The following is a 20,789-nucleotide window of genomic DNA, read 5'->3' as shown; positions in this document are numbered from 1 at the left end:
TATCAGGAAACCAGGAGCTTGAATAAAATTTAAGAAACAGGATTAAAACCTAGATCCCACAGCCGTGCTGGACGATGCATGCGCTGCGGTCCCCCCTCTTGACTCGCGTCATCCAACGTCCAACGCGCGAGACCTTTCTTATCGCCGCCCAAGCGCTTCCCCCTGGCTTCACTAAAATACCCAAAGTGCTGTCCCCTTGGCACGTCATAAACATGGGGCGAAGTCTCGCCCTCGGTATGAGTACTTCTACTCCGTTTTTTCTGATCAATCACCCGACAAGCTCGCATGACGCGAATACTCTGAGACTTTGAGTTTATATGTTGACATATACCCCCAGGTGGTATATATTAAAACCATAGTTATGAAGAGATTTATGAAGCAGACCAGGCTGAAATACTGTTAGATCAACCGTCATGGCGTACAAATGGCTGCCAAATCAACTCAACTGAAAGTCAAAGGTATGCATTGCACTGGCTGCGAGGAAACCATCGAGAACGCAGTAAGTCATTTGCCTGGCGTGCAGAAAGTCAATGCGGACCATGTCAGGCAAATTGTCGATGTCGAATTCGACAGCGCGTCCATCGGAGAAAGCGGCATTCGCCGCACAATCGAAGAAAAGGGGTATCAGTTCGAAAGCGCATCCACGCAACCTTCAAATCACCTCGTGCGAAATGGTTTGATTTTCCTGTTCTTCCTGCTGCTTGTGGGTGGTGTGACGTTCTGGGGCAAAAGCATGATTCCGGGTTTGGTGGGAGAAATGAACCCTCAACTCGGCTATGCCATGCTGCTTTCCATCGGATTTTTTACCGGATTTCACTGTATCGGCATGTGTGGCGGTTTTGTAGTGGGCTACGGGGCGGCTATTACGCCACGCTCCGCGGGAACAACGGCGATCGCTCATCTGATGTATGCCACCGGTAAAACCGCATCTTATACGGTTATTGGCGGCAGCCTGGGCCTGCTGGGTTCTGTCATGGCCTTCACTCCCTATCTGCGGGGCATCGTCACACTCGCGGCCAGTCTTTTCGTCATCATCTATGGTCTCAAGATGCTGGATGTATTTCCCGCATTGCGCAACTTCACCTTGCGTCTACCCCGATTGGTTGTGCGGGGCGTATCGAACGAGTTGCGCCAGCGGCGCAGTCCCTTATCTATCGGACTTTTAAATGGTTTGATGTTGGGTTGCGGCCCATTGCAAGCCATGTACATCATGGCTGCCGGTACCGGTAGCCCCCAGGAAGGTGCCACGATGCTGTTCTTCTTTGGGTTGGGCACCCTGGTGCCGCTCCTGAGTTTCGGTCTCATCGCAAGCTCCGTGTCCCGGGACATCGTCAACCTGCTGGTGCGTGCATCCGCCATTCTGGTTATCGCGATGGGCCTGATAATGGCGGATCGGGGACTCAAACTGACCGGATCCGGTTACGACTTTAACTCGCTGTCATCCCGCTGGCACCAGGTAACGCCAGCGGATAATCATCTTGAATCAAGCAACGCTGCCCGGCAGCGTTGAGTGGCGTGCTGGCTAATTGACAAGGTTTGGCGAATATTATGAATACACTTGCGCTTAAACATATCGAACTTCCCATCGAAGGGATGACCTGCTCGGCCTGTGCAACACGCATTGAAAAGAATCTGAATAAACTACCCGGCGTGCATGCAGTAGTCAATTTCGCGAGCGAAAAGGCACGCGTGGAGTTTGATGACACTGCCACTCCGCGGGAAGAACTGGTTCGCTCGATCGAGAAAGCCGGCTTTCATGTCGTTCCTCGATCGGTGCAATTGCGTATCAGTGGGATGACCTGTGCCACATGCAGCGGCCGCATCGAAAAGGCGCTGAACAAACTACCCGGTGTCACGGCTACTGTCAATCTGGCCTCGGAAATGGCGCGTGTCAATTTGCATCCCGGTGCGGCAGCGGTAGACGACCTGATCGCAGCTGTTGCCAGGGCGGGCTACGGTGCCAGCGAAATCACTGAAGCTGGCCGGGCCGAGGAGAAAGCGCGGAAACTCGCCGCGTATCATGCGGAGCTTCGCATGTTCTGGATCTCGGCTGTGCTTACCCTGCCGCTGATGCTGCAGATGGGTCCCATGTTCTGGGGCGATCATGCGGAATTTGTGCCGCGGTGGCTGCAACTTCTGCTGGCGACGCCGGTACAGTTCTGGATTGGCAAGCGCTTCTATCTCGCTGCATGGCATGCATTGCGTGGAGGCGGTGCCAATATGGATGTGCTGGTCGCGCTGGGCACCAGTATGGCATATCTCTTCAGCGCGGTGGTAACGTTGCTGGCACTGGACCAGCATGTCTATTTCGAGGCCAGTGCGGCGATTATCACGCTGGTGCTATTGGGCAAGCTGATGGAAGCCCGTGCCAAGGGTAAAACTTCAGCGGCTATTGAAGCGCTCATCAGGCTGCAACCCAAAACTGCACGGGTAGAGCGTGATGGTGAGGTTGTGGAGGTGGAAGCCGGCACACTCAAGGCAGGTGATATTTTTATCGTGCGCCCGGGCGAGAGCATGCCTGTGGACGGCGTCGTCATTGAAGGCTTGTCCAGTGTGAATGAGGCGATGCTGACCGGTGAGAGCCTGCCAGTCGCGAAACAGGCAGGGTCGAAAGTTTATGCAGCTACCATGAATCAGCAAGGCCTGCTCAAATGCCGCGCTACCAGCGTCGGTGCCCACACCCAGCTTGCCGCCATCATCCATCTGGTGGAAGAGGCGCAGGGTTCCAAGGCGCCAATCCAGCGGTTGGCGGACGTCATTTCGGGCATATTTGTGCCGGTGGTAGTCATCATCAGCGCGATGACACTGGTTTTTACATGGTGGCTGGCAGGAGATTTTGTACCAGCCCTCGTCAACGCCGTCGCGGTACTCGTCATCGCATGCCCCTGCGCACTAGGACTGGCTACACCAACCGCGGTCATGGTCGGGACAGGGCGCGGTGCGCAGGCCGGAGTACTGGTGAAAAATGCCGCCGCACTGGAACATGCGGAAAAAATCCAGGTCCTGATCGTGGACAAAACCGGTACGCTTACAGAAGGCAGGCCGGCGCTAACAGATATTGCTCCCGCAAGCTCTGTCACACAGCGTGACTTAATGCAGCTTGCGGTGACATTGGAACAAGGCTCGGAACATCCTCTCGCAAAAGCGGTAATGGAGCATGCCACAGGAATGAAAATCCGGCCGCAAACCGTCAGCGATTTCGCTGCCGTCGCCGGCAGTGGAATCATCGCCGGCATCGATGGCATGAAATACATACTTGGCTCACCCAAGTTTCTGCGGGAACATGGCGCTTCGATTGATAATAATTCGATAGCTGTTCTCCAATCCGAGGGCAAAACCGTTGTAGGTGTGGCGGTTCTTTCTAACGGTACTGTTGAAGTTCTCGGCTATCTGGCCATTGCCGACAGGTTGCGAGGCACTTCCGCGCAGGCGGTAAGGCGGCTGCAATCCATGGGTATCGAAGTAATCATGCTGACCGGCGATAACGCTGCCACCGCCGCCGCTATTGCGAAGCAGGCGGGCATTACCGCCTATCGTGCCGAGGTGCCGCCACAAGACAAGGCGGCCGAAATAAAAAAAATGAAAGTGAGCGGTAAATTTATCGGTATGGCGGGCGATGGCATAAACGATGCTCCGGCGCTGGCTGCGGCCGATGTGAGCTTCGCTATCGGCGGGGGCTCCGACGTGGCGATTGAAGCCGCCGACATCACCCTCATGCGTGACGACCTGATGAGCGTGGCCGATGCGATCTCGCTCTCACGCGCAACACTGGGAAAAATTCGCCAGAATCTCTTCTTTGCCTTTATCTACAACGTGCTGGGAATACCGCTGGCGGCGATAGGATTGCTTAATCCTGTCATTGCAGGGGCGGCAATGGCAATGAGTTCGGTATCGGTGGTAAGCAATTCGTTGTTGTTGAAAAGGTGGCGGTCTGGTTCTTGATCCGCTAAATACTATTGTTATCAAAGGAGTCATGATATGCAAACAAAAGTCATAAAAGTTAACGGCATGACCTGCACGGGTTGCGTCAACAGCGTGAAGAACGTATTGGAGAAGATACCTGGAGTAGATAGTGCGGACGTTTCGCTGGAACAAAAACAGGTCATGATCCAGTACGACGCCGTAACAACCGACGTAAACCAGTTCAAGAACGCTATCGAGGATGCCGGTTTTGAAATCGCCAACTAGCAAGCAATCATGCCACGCGCCCCAGACCGTGGTGCAGCCGGACAAGGAAGCGCTGATAAAGCGTCTTAACCGCATCGAAGGCCAGGTACGCGGTGTCAATAAAATGATTGTGGAGGACCGTTATTGCGTTGACATCCTGAACCAGGTTTCCGCACTGCAATCCGCGCTTGACGCCGTTGCCATGCTGTTATTGGAGAACCATACCCATGGCTGCATGCAAGGGGCGATCAAGTCCGGCAATGGAGATGAAGCAATCGATGAATTGATGGCGGTCGTACGGAAATTTGCACGATAGCCTTGCCGCAAGCGCCACAGTTCAAGACGGCTACTGCGCGCCGCGTGATGACGAATGGTAGAGAACGAATGGACCTGATGAGACGATGCGCGCTGATCGCTTTCCTGTTTTTCAGCGGGCCCTCCGTCGCCGCTGATATTCCCCCGGTGGACGCTCCCGACACGATGGCAGAACGGGTAAAAGCCTGTATCGCCTGTCACGGCCCGGAGGACAAGGAGGGAAGAGATGCCTACTATCCGCGTATCGCGGGCAAGCCGGAAGGCTACCTTTACAACCAGCTGCGCAATTTTCGCGACGGCCGTCGTCATTACCGGCCCATGGCTTTACTGCTCGAAGGTCTACCCGATCAATACCTGAGGGAAATGGCCGCTTATTTCGCTTCACTGAACCAGGTCTTTCCTCCGCCCGAGCCCATGAACTCTTCACCTGCTGAAGTGGAGCTGGCTCGCACGCTGATAACCCGGGGCGATGCCGAACGGAAAATCCCCGCATGCGTTGAATGTCATGGTAAGGATCTGATGGGAATAGCGCCTTTTATTCCCGGCCTGCTGGGCCTGCCACGCGCCTACATAATGGCTCAGTTCGGTAACTGGCAGCACGGCGGGTTGATGCGGGGACAGACACCGGACTGCATGTCGGAAATCGCAAGACAGCTCACGACCGACGAGGCAATCGCCATTGCCGCATGGCTGGCTGCGCAGCCGGTTTCGGAAGCCCTTCTAAAGCGTTCGGGCCCGGCAGCAGTCCTCCCCGCCGAACTGGCCAGGCGTTGCAGCAGCATCGTTCTGCAACCCGGGGGGGCTCAGTGAAACTCTTTACCGTTGCTGCGCTTGCCGGGCTCATAAGTCTCGGCATATACCTGGTACCGAAGAGCCCGCCTCCTGATCCCATGGGCGAAGAATCGCTAGCGGGAAAGACGAGCAGCATTGCAAACCAGCAAGCGCAGGATCAGCAAACAAGAGGCGCCTATCTCGCGCAAGTCGGTAATTGCATGGGGTGCCATACTGTACAGGGGGGCCGTCCATACGCTGGGGGACACAGCCTCGCCACGTCCATCGGGACCTTTATCACACCTAATATCACACCCGATGAGGAAACCGGTATCGGCCTCTGGAATGAACAGGATTTCTGGCGGGCGTTGCATGATGGCAAAGCGCGCGATGGGAGCCCCTTATACCCCGCATTTCCGTATACGGATTATACGAAAGTCACACGCGAGGACACCAATGCGATCTTTGCCTATCTACAATCGCTTCCAGCTGTCAAGCAGCGCAATTCGCCCAGCCGGATCAGTTTTCCGTTCAATGTTCGCCCGCTCCTGTATCTCTGGCGGGTCCTTTTCTTCACTGAGGGCGTTTATCAGCCCGAGCCTGCAAAGAGTGATGAATGGAACCGCGGCGCCTATCTCGTGCAAGGGCTCGGGCACTGCAACGCCTGCCACACAACCCGGAATCCGCTAGGTGCAAGCCAGGGCAATATACTGGGAGGAGGACAGATCATGGGCTCGAACTGGTATGCGCCTTCACTGACCTCCCTCCAGGAAGCCAGCACCTCGGACTGGCCGATCGGGGAGATTGTTCAACTACTCACCACAGGCTTGTCATCCCGGGCAGTGACAACCGGGCCGATGGCTGATGTCGTCAGCCAAAGTCTTCAGCACTTGGCGGCGAGTGACGCGCGCGCCGTGGCAACCTATCTCAAATCATTGCCTGGAAGCGCTCCGCATTCAAGAGGGGTAGCCCCTGAGTTGACCGATGAGGTGGACGGCCAGCTCCGGCGCGGCGGCGAGATCTATGAGACACATTGCCAGGATTGCCATGGAAGCTTGGGACAAGGGGCACCGAGTGTTTATCCGGCGCTCGCCGGCAACCGGGGCGTCACATTGGCTTCTCCAGTCAACGCAATTCGCAGCATCCTCAACGGTGGCTATGCCCCGGTCACCGCAAGCAACCCGCGTCCTTACGGCATGCCGCCCTTTGCGCAAGTCTTGCATGACGAAGAGATCGCGCTGGTCTTGTCGTATATCCGTAACGCATGGGGTAACCGTGGCAGCCTGGTTACAGCAGTACAAGTTGATCGAAGCCGGAAGGGTGCGCAATGAAATGTCGGGGCCCATTATTGCCTGAGCCCGGCCATTGGAGCCTGTCGTGACGGGCTTGGCATGATCGCCTCATGGCATGGCATCAGGCCCCGTTTGCAGCGTCACCGGCAGGTAAGAAGGCGAAACCGCGGAACATGCGGCGTCAGCACGTGCGCGAAAACAGCCGTGTTTTCAGTCTCCAGGACGTAATTGCGGAAACAGGATGACGTCACGGATGCTTGGGCTATCGGTAAACAGCATTACCAGGCGGTCAATACCAATACCTTCTCCGGCGGTGGGAGGCAGGCCATATTCCAGTGCGCGTATGTAGTCCGCGTCATAGTGCATCGCCTCGGCATCCCCCGCTTCCTTGGCGTTGGCTTGCTCCATAAAACGTGCAGCCTGGTCTTCCGGGTCGTTCAATTCGGAAAAGCCGTTGGCGATCTCGCGCCCTGCGATGTAGAGTTCGAAACGGTCGGTTATCGTAGGATCGATATCATTACGCCGCGCCAGCGGCGACACTTCCGCCGGGTAATCGACGATGAAGGTCGGTTCAAACAGGAGATGCTCGGTCGTAGCGTCAAACAGTGAAAGCTGTAATCCGCCAATGCTGTCTTCCGGCCTGAAAATAATGTTTCTCGATGCCATCGCGGTGACCAGCGCGTTGCGGTCGTTAAGTAATCCATCCGTATATTGCGGGTGAAATTTTTGAATGGCCTGGGTGATGGTGAGCCGCTCGAACGGGCGTGAGAGATCAAATTCCCGCTCCTGATAGGTTAGCCTGGTGGTGCCCAGAGCTTTTACCGCCACTTCCCGCAGCATGGTTTCCGTAAAGTTCATCAGATAGATATGGTCCTGATAAGCCTCGTAAAATTCCAGCATGGTGAATTCCGGATTGTGCCGCGTGGATATCCCTTCATTACGGAAATTCCTATTGATTTCGAATACTTTTTCCATTCCCCCGACGACCAGCCGTTTCAGGTAAAGCTCCGGGGCGATACGCAAATACAAGCCCATATCCAGCGCATTGTGATGCGTGGTAAAAGGCCGTGCTGCGGCGCCGCCAGGGATGGGATGCATCATCGGCGTTTCTACTTCCAGATAGCCGTGCGCGACAAAAAACTCGCGAATGGACTGGATGACGCGTGATCGAGTGAGGAATACCTTGCGGCTATCCTCGTTGGTGATCAGGTCGAGATAACGTTGGCGATACTTCTGTTCCTGGTCAGTCAGACCGTGGAATTTTTCCGGTAGCGGGCGTAAAGACTTTGTCAGCAACCGCAAATTCGTTACCCGCACCGACAGCTCGCCAGTTCGGGTTCTGAATAGCGTACCTTGGGCACCTAGTATGTCCCCGAGATCATGATGCTTGAATGCTTCGTGAACCGATGCGCCGACATTGTCGTTAGTGATGTAGAGCTGGATACGCCCGCGCATGTCCTGAATGGTGGCGAAGCTCGCCTTGCCCATCACGCGCTTCAATACCATGCGCCCCGCTACGCTTACGGTCTTCGGCTCTGCTTCCAGAACTTCGTTGGAATGTTCGCCGTATTGCCGGTGGAGATCCAACGAAAAATCGTCACGGCGAAAATCATTGGGAAAGGCGCCCCCGGTTTCACGCAGCGCGGCCAGCTTGGCGCGACGCTCGTCAACGAGCTTTACCTCCGCATCGACGCGGCTGAATGTCTCGTCCAGGCCATTCTCCGAAATCCCATCCGTCCCCATGAGGCCTCCTTTATATGCCTTGTTTTAAGCTTGCCTCGATGAAATCGTCCAATCCGCCGTCGAGTACCGCCTGGGTATTGCCGCTTTCAACGCCGGTGCGCAAATCCTTGATGCGCGACTGGTCCAGCACGTAGGAGCGGATCTGGTGTCCCCAGCCGATGTCGGTTTTGGTGTCTTCGATTGCTTGCTTTTCGTCATTGCGTTTGCGTAATTCCGCCTCATACAGGCGCGATTTCAGCATGGCCATCGCGTCGGCGCGATTGCGGTGCTGGGAGCGACCGCTCTGGCATTGCACCACGATACCCGTAGGGTTGTGGGTGATGCGAATCGCCGAGTCCGTTTTGTTGATATGCTGGCCGCCCGCGCCGGACGCGCGAAAGGTATCGACGCGCAGATCCGCCGGATTGATTTCTATTTCGATGGTCTCGTCCACCTCGGGATAGACAAACACGCTGGCAAAAGAGGTATGGCGGCGATTGCCGGAATCGAACGGAGATTTGCGTACCAACCGGTGCACGCCCGTCTCTGTGCGGAGGTAGCCATAGGCGTAATCACCTGATATTTTGATACTTGTGCTCTTGATGCCCGCTACCTCTCCGGGTGATTCTTCCATCACTTCCGCGGCATAGCCACGCCGTTCGCAATAGCGCAGATACATGCGTTCCAGCATCGCCGCCCAATCCTGGGCTTCAGTGCCGCCGGAACCGGCCTGGATATCCACAAAGCAGTTATTGGGGTCCATCGGGTGGGAGAACATTCGGCGGAATTCCATTTCCGCCACGGTTCTTTCCAATTGCGCAATGTCGCTGTCGATGCTTTCCAGCGTGGCATCGTCATTCTCTTCTTTTGCCATCTGGAACAAGTCCCGGGCATCGTGCAGCTGGCGTCCGATGGTTTCCAGGCCGATGACAATGTCTTCCAGCATCTTTTTCTCGCGCCCCAATTCCTGCGCACGTTTATTGTCGTCCCAGATCGCGGGATCTTCTGTCAACCGGGTGAGTTCGTTCAGACGCGTCTGTTTGGTATCGAAGTCAAAGATACCTCCGCAATTCTGCCGCCCGGTTATCGAGATCGGTAAGCTGGTTGGCAATGGTGTTAAGTTGTTCCGCTTCCATAGAAGGACATTTCCAAAAGGATGAATTATACAGTAAGCGGAGAAGGCATTCCCTGCCGGGCTTGGAATGTGAAGCGGCAGCAAACGCGCCGCGACAGCATTTAAAAAACTCTGATGCGGTTTTGCGAGTCAATTGCCCAGTCATCAGGTTGCCCGAATCATCGAAAGGTCATCGGGAATCCAGTGCTTTTGCGTGAAAACGCAGATGGTTTTCGATAAAGGTGCTGATAAAAAAATAACTGTGATCGTACCCTTCACGCATCCTGATCTGGGCAGGGTAGTTCGCTGCTTCACAGGCGGCGATAAGGCGCTCGGTTTTCAGTTGTTCAATCAAGAATTCATCCGCGTCTCCCTGGTCGACCATCATCGGTAGATGTTCCGAGGCAAGCGACGTTTCAATCAGCAATGTTGCATCAAAACCCCACCAGTTCTTGACATCATCGCCCAGGTAATGACTGAACGCTTTTTTGCCCCATGGGCTGGTAGTCGGGTTGGCTATCGGGGAAAAGGCAGATACCGATCGGTAACGCTGCGGGTTGCGCAAGGCAATGACAAGCGCACCGTGACCGCCCATGGAATGTCCGCAAATTGATCGCCGATCGCTTACGGGAAAATATTGTTCGATCAGGGCAGGCAGTTCATCGACCACATAATCGTACATCCGGTAGTGGTGACTCCAGGGCGGTTGCGTGGCGTTCACATAAAAACCGGCGCCCAACCCCAGGTCGTATGAGGCATTCGGCGCTATCGCAACGCCCTCTCCCCGCGGACTGGTATCGGGCACGACCACGGCAATGCCCAGTTCCGCCGCCACGCGCTGCGCGCCGGCTTTGATGGTGAAATTCTCATCGGTACAAGTTAATCCTGATAACCAGTAGATGACCGGTGCTTTTTCGTTATCGCCTGTTTTGGGTGGAAGATAGATGGAAAAATTCATTTCGCAATGCAGCGACTGTGAACGATGCCTGTAGCGTTTTTGCGATCCATCGAACGAACGATAGGATGAGAGAAGCTTCAATTCCGGCATGTCCTGTCCCTGAAAAAATGCACGCTGGCACCCACTTAGAAATGAATGACAGTGCGGATGGATTTGCCCTCGTGCATCAGGTCAAATGCTGTATTGATATCGTCCAGGGGCATGGTGTGGGTGATAAAAGTGTCGAGTTCGAATTCTCCGTCAAGGTAGCGTTGCACATAGCCAGGGAGTTCAGTGCGGCCCTTTACCCCGCCAAATGCCGAACCGCGCCACACGCGCCCTGTTACAAGCTGAAACGGGCGCGTACAGATTTCCTCGCCGGCGCCGGCGACACCGATGATCACCGATTCGCCCCAGCCTTTGTGACAGCATTCAAGCGCCGAACGCATCACCTTGACGTTACCGATGCATTCGAACGAAAAATCTACGCCTCCGCCGGTCATTTCAATAACAACCTCCTGAATCGGCCTCGAATAATCCTTGGGGTTGACTACATCGGTGGCACCCAATTGACGCGCTATCTCAAACTTTTCCGGATTGATGTCGATCGCGATAATGCGGCCGGCATTAGCCATCGTGGCGCCTACTATCACGGCCAGTCCGATGCCACCCAGGCCAAAGACCGCCACGGTATCGCCGGCCTTTACTTTCGCGGTGTTGGCGACGGCCCCCAAACCTGTCGTTACTCCACAGCCGAGCAGGCAGACCTTTTCCAGCGGAGCCGCCTTGCTGATTTTTGCCAGCGAAATTTCAGGTATCACTGTGTATTCCGAGAAGGTGGAGGTGCCCATGTAATGATAAATAGGTTTTCCGTTTTTAGAAAAACGCGTGGTGCCGTCGGGCATCAGTCCCTGTCCCTGAGTCATCCGGATTGCCTGGCACAGGTTGGTTTTCCCGGATCTGCAGAACTTGCACTCGCCGCACTCAGGAGTGTAGAGCGGAATGACATGGTCGCCCACGGAAACGCTGTTTACCCCCTCGCCTAACGCCTCAACAATGCCCCCACCCTCGTGACCCAAAATACTGGGAAACTTGCCCTCGGGATCGTTTCCCGACAGGGTGAATGCGTCGGTATGACACACGCCTGTCGCTACGATACGCACCAGCACTTCGCCTTTTTGTGGCGGCATCAGGTCAATTTCTTCGATACGCAGAGGTTGCCCTGGACCCCAGGCGACCGCCGCGCGTGTTTTGATCAATTCCATGCGTTTTCCCCGTATCTCTTTAGTTGATATGCAAGCTCATTCCGAATAACTTCAAATTATGTTGATAGTCAAGCTGAACATTTCTGGTCCGCGCAACGAGAAATATACCGTGCAGCCGATTCTAGCAGCCCCTCCGGGGTAAAGGAAACGGGTTGCAAAGGGTCTCCCCCATATGTATTGCGGTGCTTTTTCTGCAGGGAAGAACATGGCTTTCGAAATACTTGAAGTCCTCCGTTACACCCTCATTTTTACGCTGGAGCTTTCCGCTCTGACAATCCGGTAGTGATTACAGCAGGCACTCCCGCCGGGTCATCGCGGCATCTTGCACGAAACGGCAATCGAACGAAATGCTTGATTAATCCGCGTTCGAGCGAACATTGCTTTTTCAGATAAGCCGTCCTATTATTAAATTGAGGCCGGTTTGAATCTCCGCCCTGAATGATTATCTTACAAATCCTTAGGAGATCATGATGCGACGAATTTACTTTCTTGTTCCCGATATCGCCATCACCAAGCGTATTATCGACGAGTTGCTTCTGTCACGAATCGAGGAGCGACATATTCATGTGATCGCAAAGCGTGGGACAGAGCTTGAGGATCTGCCTGAAGCAAATCTCCTTCAGAAAAGCGATTTTATTCCCGCGGTGGAACGCGGGCTGGCGCTTGGCGGATCAGCGGGAGCCCTTGCCGGGTTGGTTGCGGTCGCGCTTCCCCCTGCCTCGACAGTCATTGCAGGCGGCGTCCTGCTGGCGAGCGCGCTTGTCGGGGCGGGAGTGGGCGCATGGGCTGGCAGCCTGATAGGCGTGAGCACTGGTAGCTCCAGGATAAAGCAGTTTGAGGAGGCGATTGAGGCGGGTCAATTTCTGGTTCTGGCCGATGTGCCGAAAAATCGGGTTGATGAGATCGAGGCCCGCATAAAGGCGCATTTGCCCACGGTGGAAATTGAAGGAACAGAACCGAAAATACCGGCATTTCCTTAGTTGGGATATCAGGGCAGCCATATCGCAGCAGTATCGCGCAGCTACGCTGGTAATTGCCGGAACTGCCGCATAAAGCGACGGTCGATCCAGTCTTTCCACCACCAGAAAAGACGGGAATGTCCGGCTAGATAGCAATAGGAAGCGACGGCGCGTCTATCCGCGGTGCCAATGAGGCTGAGCGTATGGCGTTGTGGCTTGTAATCCCCCAGCAAGCGGCCCGATAGGTGCGCGCGCAGGTTGTCCCCCAGCGGATTCGCCATCCGTACGGCGTAGACCCCGGACTTGGGCAATTTCTGGCATTCGATGGCTGCCACATCTCCGGCCGCGAAAATCCAGGGGTAATTGATTGTCTGCAAGGTGGGTTTCACTCGAATGAAGCCTTCAGGCGTGGTGTCCAGACCACACTCGGTTAGCCACCGCGGTGGTGCAACTTGCGTGACCCAGAAGACGAAGTCGGCAGCCAAGGATCGGCCATCCTTGAGGCGCACGCTCGTCGGCATCACCTCCACCACTGTGGCATCGGGAATCACGGTCAGTTTTCGCTCCTGCAGCAGTTTGCTAAAAATATGCTGGACGCAAATATTGTGCCCCGGCAACAGATGCTTTTCACCGTGAACGATAACGATTTTGGCGTTGCTCCGAAGTTGCGAATGCATGGCTAGCGCTAGCTCTACCCCGCCCGCCCCACCTCCTACCAGAATGATTTGCAGCGGATTCGCACTATTCTGGGTGGCAGCCTTGGCGCGCTCCCACCCTGACAGCAGGTGCTGCACAGGTTTGGCGGGGATCGCCCATTGTTCCGCTCCCGCAACGTCATTCATGTGCGGCGTTCCGCCTATATTTATGGAAACTAGATCGACGGACACGGGGGCAGAATCATCGGCAAGCAGAACCTGTTTCCGTTTTAAATCCAGTCCGGACACTTTTGCATGGATGAACCCGGCACCGGCGAAATGGCACAGCCGCCGTAGGTCGATTTGTATTTCCGTTTGCCGGTAAAAGCCGCTGATGTGACCCGGCAGCATTCCGGAATAGGCAGCATGTTCGACATCGCTTATTACGGTCAAACGGACATCAGCTAGCGGTTTTTTGCCGAGTTTTCGCAGTAACAGGGCATGTGTGTGGCCGCCGCCGATAAGTACGAGTTCGCGAGGACCGGAAGCATGCGGTGTATTGGCGAAAATATGATTCGAGCGCAAGGTTTTAGTTTTGCCTCTGCTGGTTTATCATGTGCGATTCCGCCATAAGAAATGGTAATGAGGAATAGCAGCGATGGCAGGGCTAAGCAAAGATACCCTTAATCCCACTGAAATAAAACTGCATCGACAGTCCAGATTACTGGAAATTTCTTTTGAAGACGGTAAAACATTCACGATTCCGTGCGAATTTCTCCGGGTCTACTCGCCTTCTGCGGAAGTACGGGGCCATAGTCCAGGGCAGGAAGTGTTGCAGGTGGGCAAGAAAAACGTGAATATCACCCATATCGAGCCGGTAGGGAATTACGCGATCCAACTGAATTTTTCCGATGGCCATAATACCGGGCTCTATTCCTGGGACTTGCTCTACGATTATGGCCTCCATCAAGATGAAATGTGGCAACGGTATCTAGACCGGATGAAAGAGGCGGGCGCCAGCCGCGAACCGGTCGGAGTTCGCAAGTATTAAACCCCTAACGGCAGCGAAGTAATCTTAATCTTCGCATGGTCATGGTACAAAGCGTTACCCATCCTTATAAAGAAACTGAACCTTATGACGAAAACCACCCATTTCGGCTTTAACGTCGTTCCCGAAACAGAGAAAGCTCACAAAGTGGCCGGCGTGTTCGATTCGGTAGCGGAACGCTACAACCTGATGAATGATCTCATGTCAGGGGGGTTGCACCGATTATGGAAGCGTTTTGCGGTAGAAACGAGCAGCGTCAAGAGGGGTGGCAGAGTGCTCGATATTGCTGGAGGCACCGCTGACCTGAGTGCATTGTTCGTGGAGCACGTGGGCGAAGACGGCGAGGTCTGGCTCACCGATATCAACAGCTCCATGCTTACGATCGGCCGCGATCGGCTGCTTGATCAAGGTGCAGCTGTCTCGGTAGCGCAATGCGATGCGGAAAGACTGCCGTTTCCAAACGATTATTTCGATTGCGTGAGCGTTGCTTTCGGTCTCAGAAACATGACCCACAAAGACGTAGCGTTGAAAGAAATGCTGCGTGTGCTCCGCCCCGGCGGATGTGTTATCGTACTTGAATTCTCCAAAGTATGGAAACCGCTGCGGCATCTCTACGATACCTACTCGTTCAAATTACTGCCGGTTATGGGCAAGCTCATCGCGAAGGATCAGGATAGCTATCGCTATCTTGCCGAATCCATCCGTTTGCATCCCTCTCAGGAGGAACTGAAGCAGTTAATGGAGCAAGCCGGATTCGAGCGCGTAGAATATTTCAATTTAACCGCCAGTGTGGTTGCATTGCACCGCGGCTACAAGTTCTGAAGTCGGTTCCATGATGTCCCATTCAGAAATATTCGGTAAAAGCCGGCACGGGCGTTTCCGGATTTAAAGGAAGAGTTCGTATCGGGTGCCTTGTTATCCCTTTCTCGTACAGCGTTATGTGTGTTATCGCACATAAGAATCAGCTCAGGATACCCTACTATGAGACATTCATTCGCTGGCTTGGTCCCTTGTCTTTAACGAGATCAGGTCCTTTCGAAGGGCCTCCAGGATGATTGCGACTCGCCACATCGTGCTGTTATTTGGCGAAATCTTGATAGACCGGTTTCCCGACCGGGAGGTTTTAGGGGGCGCACCATTCAATGTTGCGCGGCACCTGCGCGCTTTTGGCTGTGAGCCGGTTCTAATTACCAGAGTGGGACGGGACGACGCAGGGTCGCGTATATTGCAAGCCCTGGAAAATTCCGGACTGCCCATGCATGGTGTGCAGCTCGATTCCACCCGTCCCACGGGTGTGGTAGAGGTGAATTTCACTCCCGAAGGGCACCGCTTCGATATTCTTCCCGATCAAGCCTATGATCATATTCATCCCCGCTTATCCCGCATGACCGCTCTGGCGGCAAACCCCGAGCTGGTTTATTTCGGTACACTGGCTCAGCGGGCCAATTCACATCGCGCCTTGCGTCATACGCTGCGCGCAGCCGGCGGTAGGCGTTTTTTCGATGTCAATTTGCGTAATCCCTGGGTATCCGCCGAGCGGTTGCACTGGTCATTGCAGCACGCCGATATCGTTAAAGCCAATGATGCCGAGCTTGAGCGTTTAACCCATTTACTTGACCTTGGGGAAGCGACGACCGCCGAGGTCCAGGCAGAGGTATTAATACAGCGATATCAGCTACGAGGACTGCTTATCACCTGCGGCGCGGCGGGTGCATGGTGGCTGGACGCTTCAGGGCAACGGGTTGCGATAGCCGCCGATCCATTAAAGAATGTTCGTGACACTGTAGGCGCGGGCGATGCGTTCTCGGCCGTCTTCATGCTTGGCCTGTTGCATGGCTGGGAAATCGCTGCCGCCTTGCCACGGGCGCATCGTTTTGCCGGCGCAATTTGCCAGATACGTGGCGCTATTCCGGAGCACAACGATTTTTATCAACCATTCCTTGAAGAATGGTTTGGAGCAAATGAATAAGTTATATGTGTTGATGCTAAGCCTCCATGGGCTGACCCGCGCGGCCGGTCTGGAGCTGGGGCGCGACGCCGATACCGGCGGGCAAATCTTGTATGTGGTGGAATTGGCGCGGTCTCTGGCGCGCCAGCGTCACGTCGGCAAGGTGGATTTATTGACCCGACGGATAGAAGACCCCACCGTATCCGCGGATTATGCGCGCCCCGAAGAAACACTTGGCAATCAAGCACGCATTATTCGCCTTCGCTGCGGTCCCCGCCGCTACGTGCGCAAGGAAAGCCTCTGGCCTTATCTCGACCAGCTCGTGGATCGTGTATTGCTTTTTCTGCGCGAGCAGAAGCGCCTGCCTGACGTCATTCACAGTCATTATGCTGACGGCGGATATGTTGGAATGCAGCTCTCTCAGCTGCTGGGGATCCCGCAGGTTCACACTGGTCACTCGCTTGGACGCAGCAAGCAGCAGCGCCTCCTGGCTCAGGGTCGTAAACCTCAGGCACTGGAACGTCAGTTTAATTTCCAGCGACGCATCGCTGCCGAGGAAGCCATATTGCAGCATGCCAGCCTCATCATAACCAGCACGCCTCAGGAAAGTGTCGAGCAGTATGGCTGTTACACGAATTATCAGGCGGAGCGCGCGGTCGTTATTCCGCCCGGAACGGATGTGTCCCGTTTTGCTCCGCCGGGGCGCCAGACACCGCTGGAACCGGCCGTCGGAAGACTCGTCGACCGCTTCCTGCAGCAGCCGCGCAAGCCACTGATACTGACAATTTGCCGCCCGGAAATGCGAAAAAATCTCAGCGCTTTGGTTGCCGCATTTGGCGGGTCAGCCAAGTTGAATGAGCAGGCTAATCTTGCCATTGTGGCTGGCAACCGTGAGGATATCCGCAAGCTTGAGGACGCGCAGACAGAGGTGATGACCAATCTATTGCTTGATATTGATCATTACGACCTCTGGGGTAAAGTGGCCCTGCCCAAGCAGCATAACTCCGCCGATATTCCCGGATTCTACCGGCTGGCCGCGCAGCGGCGGGGAATATTTGTCAACCCGGCGCTCACCGAGCCGTTCGGTCTTACCTTGATCGAAGCAGCCGCCAGCGGCCTTCCGATCGTGGCTACCGAAGATGGTGGTCCGCGCGATATCGTCGCGCACTGTAAAAATGGCGTACTGGTTAATCCGCTGGATGTACAAGCTATAGCCGACGCCATGGAATACGCGCTTGCCGACCCGCGCCGTTGGCAGCGTTGGGCGCGCAATGGGATTACAGGAGTAAAAAATCACTATACCTGGGATGCGCATGTCAAGAAGTACCTGCATGTCCTGTTCCGTTTGCTGCACCACGAGCGCAAGCAGATTCGGCGAGACATGGTGATATACCGAAGACCGCAACGAAATCCGCTGCCATTGGTTTCGCAGATGCTGATCAGCGACCTGGATAATACGCTGCTTGGCGATCGTGCCGCCTTGCGCCGTTTTCTCGCCACGTTGCGCGCTACTCCGTCAAATCTGGGTTTTGGCATCGCAACCGGTCGTACCTTGGAAAGCGCATTAAAAATATTAAAGGAATGGGGCGTGCCACTACCCGACGTACTGATAACGGCGGTCGGCAGCGAGATAAATTATGGCCCCGGCCTGCGCCCTGATGTCGGGTGGCAAAATCTCATCAAATACTTGTGGCGCCGCGATGCGGTGGAAGAGGCGCTTCGCGAGGTACCCGGTCTCATCCTGCAATCCCCGGAAAATCAGCGCGAATTCAAGCTCAGTTACAATGTGGATCCCGAAGCGCTGCCTTCTATTCCCAAAATCCGCGCATTGTTGCGCGAGCAGAATCTATCGGCGCAGTTGATCTACTCCCGGCAGGCTTATCTCGACATTTTGCCTCTGCGCGCCTCCAAGGGACGAGCAATACGCTATCTCGCTTACAAGTGGGGGTTGCCATTACGCGCTTTCCTGGTGGCAGGTGATTCCGGGAACGATCATGAAATGCTGATCGGAGATACGCTCGGCGTCGTAGTTGCCAATCACAGCCCCGAACTGGCCAGTCTCAGGGGAAACGAACAAATTTATTTCGCTAATTCCCGATATGCTGACGGTATTTCAGAGGGTATGGCGCATTATGCTTTTGGTATTCCCACTCTGGAGGCCGCGAATGATCCAAAAACTTGATGCCTGGGCTGTAGACCATCGTGACGAGTTGCACGCGCTTTTGCGTAAGTGGTTCGAACTGGAGCGCCCGCTTCTTCTGCGTTCGGATTTGCTCGAGGCTTTTGACCTGGTGCGCGATACGCATCCCCAGCCTCTTGTCAATACGCCCTTGCACGAAATGGTCAAGTGGCTGCAAGAAGCAGTTTGCCGCCCTCCATTGACGTATCTGGCCCTGCGCGAAGGTGCGGGACGCTGGTCCTTCCTGCGCATTCATCAGCAACAACTTGTCCCCGAAACGATCAGCGTTTCCGATTACCTCGCTTTCAAGGAGTTGCTGGTGCGTCCGGATAATGCAAATGAACCGGCATTGGAACTAGACTTTACCCCTTTTAACCGCGATTTTCCGAGGCTCAAGGAAATCCGGTCCATCGGCCAGGGCGTAATGTTTCTTAACAGGCAATTGGCGGGCACCCTGTTTACGCAATCCGGCATAGGAACAGCCAAATTGCTGCATTTTCTGACAGTGCACTCCATGGATGGCCAGCAGTTGATGCTCCATGGCAACTTTGCCGATGTGGCGGCACTACGCACTGGTTTAAGGCGCGGGCTTGATTTGCTCGATACCTATTCCGAGGATGTTCCGTGGCAGGCGATTGCGGAGCCGCTAAGCGGATTGGGCTTCGCACCCGGCTGGGGCAATAATGTCATGCGGGTGAGCGACACCATGAGCCTGCTGGTGGACATTCTTGAAGCGGCCTCGCCGCAAATACTCGAGAACTTTCTGGCGCGCATTCCAATGATGTCAAAGTTGTTGATTCTGTCGCCGCATGGCTATTTCGGGCAGGACAACGTACTGGGATTGCCCGATACGGGCGGCCAAGTGGTGTATATCCTCGATCAGGTACGCGCACTGGAGCGGGAAATGAGTGAGCGGCTCCTTTTGCAAGGGATAGAAGCGCAACCAAAAATTCTGATATGCACACGCCTGATTCCTGATGCAGGAGAAACATTGTGCAATCACCCACTGGAAAAAGTCCATGGTACCCAGAATTCGTGGATCGTGCGCGTACCATTTCGAAAAACGAATGGCGAGATTATCCGGCACTGGATATCGCGTTTTGAGCTCTGGCCATATCTGGAGAATTTCGCCCACGACGTTGAGCGTGAAGCGCTTGCACAGTTGAGTGCGCGCCCCGATCTGGTGATCGGGAACTACTCTGATGGAAACCTGGTCGCCTCGCTGATTTCCAAACGGATGGGGGTGACGCAATGCAATATCGCACATGCGTTGGAGCAGAGTAAATATCTTCACTCGGCCTTGCACTGGCGGGAGAATGAAGCTCAGTACCATTTTAATTGTCAGTACACAGCTGATCTCATTGCAATGAATAGCGCCGATTTCATTATTACCAGTACCTATCAGGAAATTGCCGGTACCTCTCATACGGTTGGTCAATATGAAACCTACCAGAACTACACCATGCCTGGTTTGTATCGTGTAGTGAATGGCATCGATCTCTTCGATCCGAAGTTCAACATTGTCTCGCCGGGCGCCGATGCCGATGTATATTTCTCGTATCTTGACCGTGAGCGCCGGCTGCAATCCCTGCTGCCTGACATTGAGCGCCTGTTGTACAACTTTGATCCCGGCGTACCGTGGCGCGGGCACTTCAATGATACCGCCAAGCCTCTTATTTTTACGATGGCGCGCCTTGACCTGGTCAAGAATCTGACTTCGCTGGCTGCATGGTTTGCCCAGTGTCCGCGCCTGTCGGACGCCGCTAATCTATTGGTAATAGGTGGGCATATCGATCCGGCTGCTTCCTCTGACGGTGAGGAGCGTATGGAAATCGAGCATATGCATGCCATCATGAACGAATATAAACTGGAAGGACGGATGCGCTGGCTCGGTATTCGCCTGGAAAAGAACCTGGCTGGGGAGTTGTATCGCCACGTGGCCGACAAGCGCGGTATTTTTGTACAGCCAGCTCGATTTGAGGCATTCGGGTTGACCATAATCGAAGCCATGGCTTCCGGTCTTCCAGTATTTGCCACTTGTTATGGCGGCCCGCTCGAGATCATTCAGCACGGCGTTTCGGGCTATCACTTCGATCCCAACGATGGGGCTGCGGCAGCGGCTGCCATGGCGGATTTTTTTGCGCGCTGCGACGCTGATCCGCTTTTTTGGAATAACATTTCCGAAATGGCGCTGAAACGCGTCGAGTCCCGCTATACGTGGCGCCTTTACGCTGAACGAATGATGACCTTGTCGCGTATTTACGGCTTCTGGAAGTTTGTCAGCAAGCTGGAACATGAAGAAACCACGCGTTATCTCAATATGTTCTACCATTTGCAATTTCGTCCCATGGCACAGACGTTGCTACCCAATCAATAAAGGACGGATGCGCGGAACATTCTTTTTTTACTTGTTCGATAAACAGCTGTCAGCAGTGGC

At 54.7% G+C, this 20,789-nt stretch carries 17 protein-coding genes; 12 read left to right on the top strand and 5 right to left on the bottom strand.

Going from position 1 to position 20,789, the window contains the following annotated elements; translation table 11 throughout:
- Positions 1–424: 424 nt before the first annotated feature.
- The 6 genes from BLP45_RS07935 (at position 425) to BLP45_RS07910 (ending at position 6,584) form a co-directional block, all read left to right on the top strand.
- Entirely contained in the window at positions 425–1,510 is a 1,086-nt protein-coding gene (locus tag BLP45_RS07935; RefSeq protein ID WP_090371496.1) for an urease accessory protein UreH domain-containing protein, read from the top strand.
- Between the two features lie 38 nt (positions 1,511–1,548).
- Positions 1,549–3,942, top strand: a complete 2,394-nt coding sequence (locus BLP45_RS07930) for a heavy metal translocating P-type ATPase (RefSeq protein ID WP_090371494.1) — start codon at positions 1,549–1,551, stop codon at positions 3,940–3,942.
- 36 nt (positions 3,943–3,978) lie between these two features.
- Positions 3,979–4,188: a heavy-metal-associated domain-containing protein gene (locus BLP45_RS07925; RefSeq protein ID WP_090371492.1), complete on the top strand. Its 210-nt coding sequence runs from the start codon at positions 3,979–3,981 to the stop codon at positions 4,186–4,188.
- Entirely contained in the window at positions 4,172–4,483 is a 312-nt protein-coding gene (locus BLP45_RS07920; protein ID WP_371128742.1) for a metal-sensitive transcriptional regulator, read from the top strand. Before BLP45_RS07925 ends, BLP45_RS07920 begins: the two co-directional genes overlap by 17 nt.
- Positions 4,484–4,551: 68 nt before the next feature.
- A complete protein-coding gene (locus tag BLP45_RS14795; protein WP_218117969.1) occupies positions 4,552–5,292 on the top strand; it encodes a c-type cytochrome in 741 nt (246 codons plus the stop codon).
- A complete protein-coding gene (locus BLP45_RS07910) occupies positions 5,289–6,584 on the top strand; it encodes a c-type cytochrome (protein WP_256327744.1) in 1,296 nt (431 codons plus the stop codon). The genes BLP45_RS14795 and BLP45_RS07910 overlap by 4 nt, the downstream gene beginning before the upstream one ends.
- Before the next feature lie 171 nt (positions 6,585–6,755).
- Here the strand turns inward: BLP45_RS07910 and lysS are convergent, their stop codons facing one another.
- The 4 genes from lysS to BLP45_RS07890 all read right to left on the bottom strand — a co-directional run bounded on the left by lysS (position 6,756) and on the right by BLP45_RS07890 (position 11,577).
- Positions 6,756–8,288, bottom strand: coding sequence for a lysine--tRNA ligase (gene lysS / locus BLP45_RS07905; RefSeq protein ID WP_090371486.1), 1,533 nt, complete (start codon positions 8,286–8,288; stop codon positions 6,756–6,758).
- Between the two features lie 10 nt (positions 8,289–8,298).
- A protein-coding gene (prfB, locus tag BLP45_RS07900) for a peptide chain release factor 2 (RefSeq protein WP_218117968.1) occupies positions 8,299–9,403 on the bottom strand; the annotation gives its coding sequence in 2 pieces (ribosomal slippage) (positions 8,299–9,321 and positions 9,323–9,403; 1,104 coding nt in all).
- A 168-nt stretch (positions 9,404–9,571) separates the two neighbouring features.
- On the bottom strand, positions 9,572–10,420 hold the full coding sequence (gene fghA / locus BLP45_RS07895; protein WP_176754701.1) for an S-formylglutathione hydrolase: 849 nt from the start codon (positions 10,418–10,420) through the stop codon (positions 9,572–9,574).
- Between the two features lie 44 nt (positions 10,421–10,464).
- Positions 10,465–11,577 (bottom strand): S-(hydroxymethyl)glutathione dehydrogenase/class III alcohol dehydrogenase, encoded by a 1,113-nt coding sequence (locus BLP45_RS07890; RefSeq protein WP_371128743.1) that lies wholly within the window; start codon positions 11,575–11,577, stop codon positions 10,465–10,467.
- Positions 11,578–12,053: 476 nt separating this feature from the next.
- Here BLP45_RS07890 and BLP45_RS07885 point away from each other — a divergent pair, with 476 nt between their 5' ends.
- Positions 12,054–12,563 carry a DUF1269 domain-containing protein gene (locus BLP45_RS07885; protein WP_090371480.1) on the top strand — a complete coding sequence of 170 codons (510 nt, stop codon included), beginning with the start codon at positions 12,054–12,056 and terminating at the stop codon, positions 12,561–12,563.
- A 41-nt stretch (positions 12,564–12,604) separates the two neighbouring features.
- On the opposite strand, the gene BLP45_RS07880 is transcribed toward BLP45_RS07885, so the two are convergent.
- Positions 12,605–13,762: an FAD-dependent oxidoreductase gene (locus BLP45_RS07880; RefSeq protein WP_090371478.1), complete on the bottom strand. Its 1,158-nt coding sequence runs from the start codon at positions 13,760–13,762 to the stop codon at positions 12,605–12,607.
- A gap of 73 nt (positions 13,763–13,835) precedes the next feature.
- On the opposite strand from BLP45_RS07880, the gene BLP45_RS07875 reads away from it, so the two are divergent.
- From BLP45_RS07875 to BLP45_RS07855, 5 genes are all read left to right on the top strand, one after another.
- Positions 13,836–14,228, top strand: a complete 393-nt coding sequence (locus BLP45_RS07875; protein WP_090371476.1) for a gamma-butyrobetaine hydroxylase family protein — start codon at positions 13,836–13,838, stop codon at positions 14,226–14,228.
- A gap of 84 nt (positions 14,229–14,312) precedes the next feature.
- Positions 14,313–15,047 (top strand): bifunctional demethylmenaquinone methyltransferase/2-methoxy-6-polyprenyl-1,4-benzoquinol methylase UbiE, encoded by a 735-nt coding sequence (gene ubiE / locus BLP45_RS07870; RefSeq protein ID WP_090371474.1) that lies wholly within the window; start codon positions 14,313–14,315, stop codon positions 15,045–15,047.
- A gap of 229 nt (positions 15,048–15,276) precedes the next feature.
- Positions 15,277–16,194, top strand: coding sequence for a carbohydrate kinase family protein (locus BLP45_RS07865; RefSeq protein WP_090371473.1), 918 nt, complete (start codon positions 15,277–15,279; stop codon positions 16,192–16,194).
- Positions 16,187–18,355 carry an HAD-IIB family hydrolase gene (locus BLP45_RS07860; RefSeq protein ID WP_090371472.1) on the top strand — a complete coding sequence of 723 codons (2,169 nt, stop codon included), beginning with the start codon at positions 16,187–16,189 and terminating at the stop codon, positions 18,353–18,355. Before BLP45_RS07865 ends, BLP45_RS07860 begins: the two co-directional genes overlap by 8 nt.
- Complete coding sequence (locus BLP45_RS07855; protein ID WP_090371470.1) at positions 18,339–20,729, top strand: sucrose synthase; 2,391 nt, start codon at positions 18,339–18,341, stop codon at positions 20,727–20,729. The genes BLP45_RS07860 and BLP45_RS07855 overlap by 17 nt, the downstream gene beginning before the upstream one ends.
- The last annotated feature ends 60 nt before the right edge of the window (positions 20,730–20,789 follow it).

Origin of the sequence: Nitrosospira sp. Nl5, assembly GCF_900102495.1 — a bacterium.
In the GTDB taxonomy this organism is placed as follows: Bacteria; Pseudomonadota; Gammaproteobacteria; order Burkholderiales; family Nitrosomonadaceae; genus Nitrosospira.
Note: the sequence above shows the minus strand (reverse complement) of the source record. Positions and strands in the feature narration are given on the sequence as shown.

Coding starts and splice junctions, on each gene's coding strand:
- BLP45_RS14795 (WP_218117969.1), top strand. CDS start 4,552: ATGGACCTGATGAGACGATGCGCGCTGATCGCTTTCCTGTTTTTCAGC.
- lysS (WP_090371486.1), bottom strand. CDS start 8,288: ATGGGGACGGATGGGATTTCGGAGAATGGCCTGGACGAGACATTCAGC.
- ubiE (WP_090371474.1), top strand. CDS start 14,313: ATGACGAAAACCACCCATTTCGGCTTTAACGTCGTTCCCGAAACAGAG.
- BLP45_RS07935 (WP_090371496.1), top strand. CDS start 425: ATGGCTGCCAAATCAACTCAACTGAAAGTCAAAGGTATGCATTGCACT.
- BLP45_RS07885 (WP_090371480.1), top strand. CDS start 12,054: ATGCGACGAATTTACTTTCTTGTTCCCGATATCGCCATCACCAAGCGT.
- BLP45_RS07875 (WP_090371476.1), top strand. CDS start 13,836: ATGGCAGGGCTAAGCAAAGATACCCTTAATCCCACTGAAATAAAACTG.
- BLP45_RS07925 (WP_090371492.1), top strand. CDS start 3,979: ATGCAAACAAAAGTCATAAAAGTTAACGGCATGACCTGCACGGGTTGC.
- BLP45_RS07855 (WP_090371470.1), top strand. CDS start 18,339: ATGATCCAAAAACTTGATGCCTGGGCTGTAGACCATCGTGACGAGTTG.
- BLP45_RS07860 (WP_090371472.1), top strand. CDS start 16,187: ATGAATAAGTTATATGTGTTGATGCTAAGCCTCCATGGGCTGACCCGC.
- BLP45_RS07865 (WP_090371473.1), top strand. CDS start 15,277: ATGATTGCGACTCGCCACATCGTGCTGTTATTTGGCGAAATCTTGATA.
- BLP45_RS07930 (WP_090371494.1), top strand. CDS start 1,549: ATGAATACACTTGCGCTTAAACATATCGAACTTCCCATCGAAGGGATG.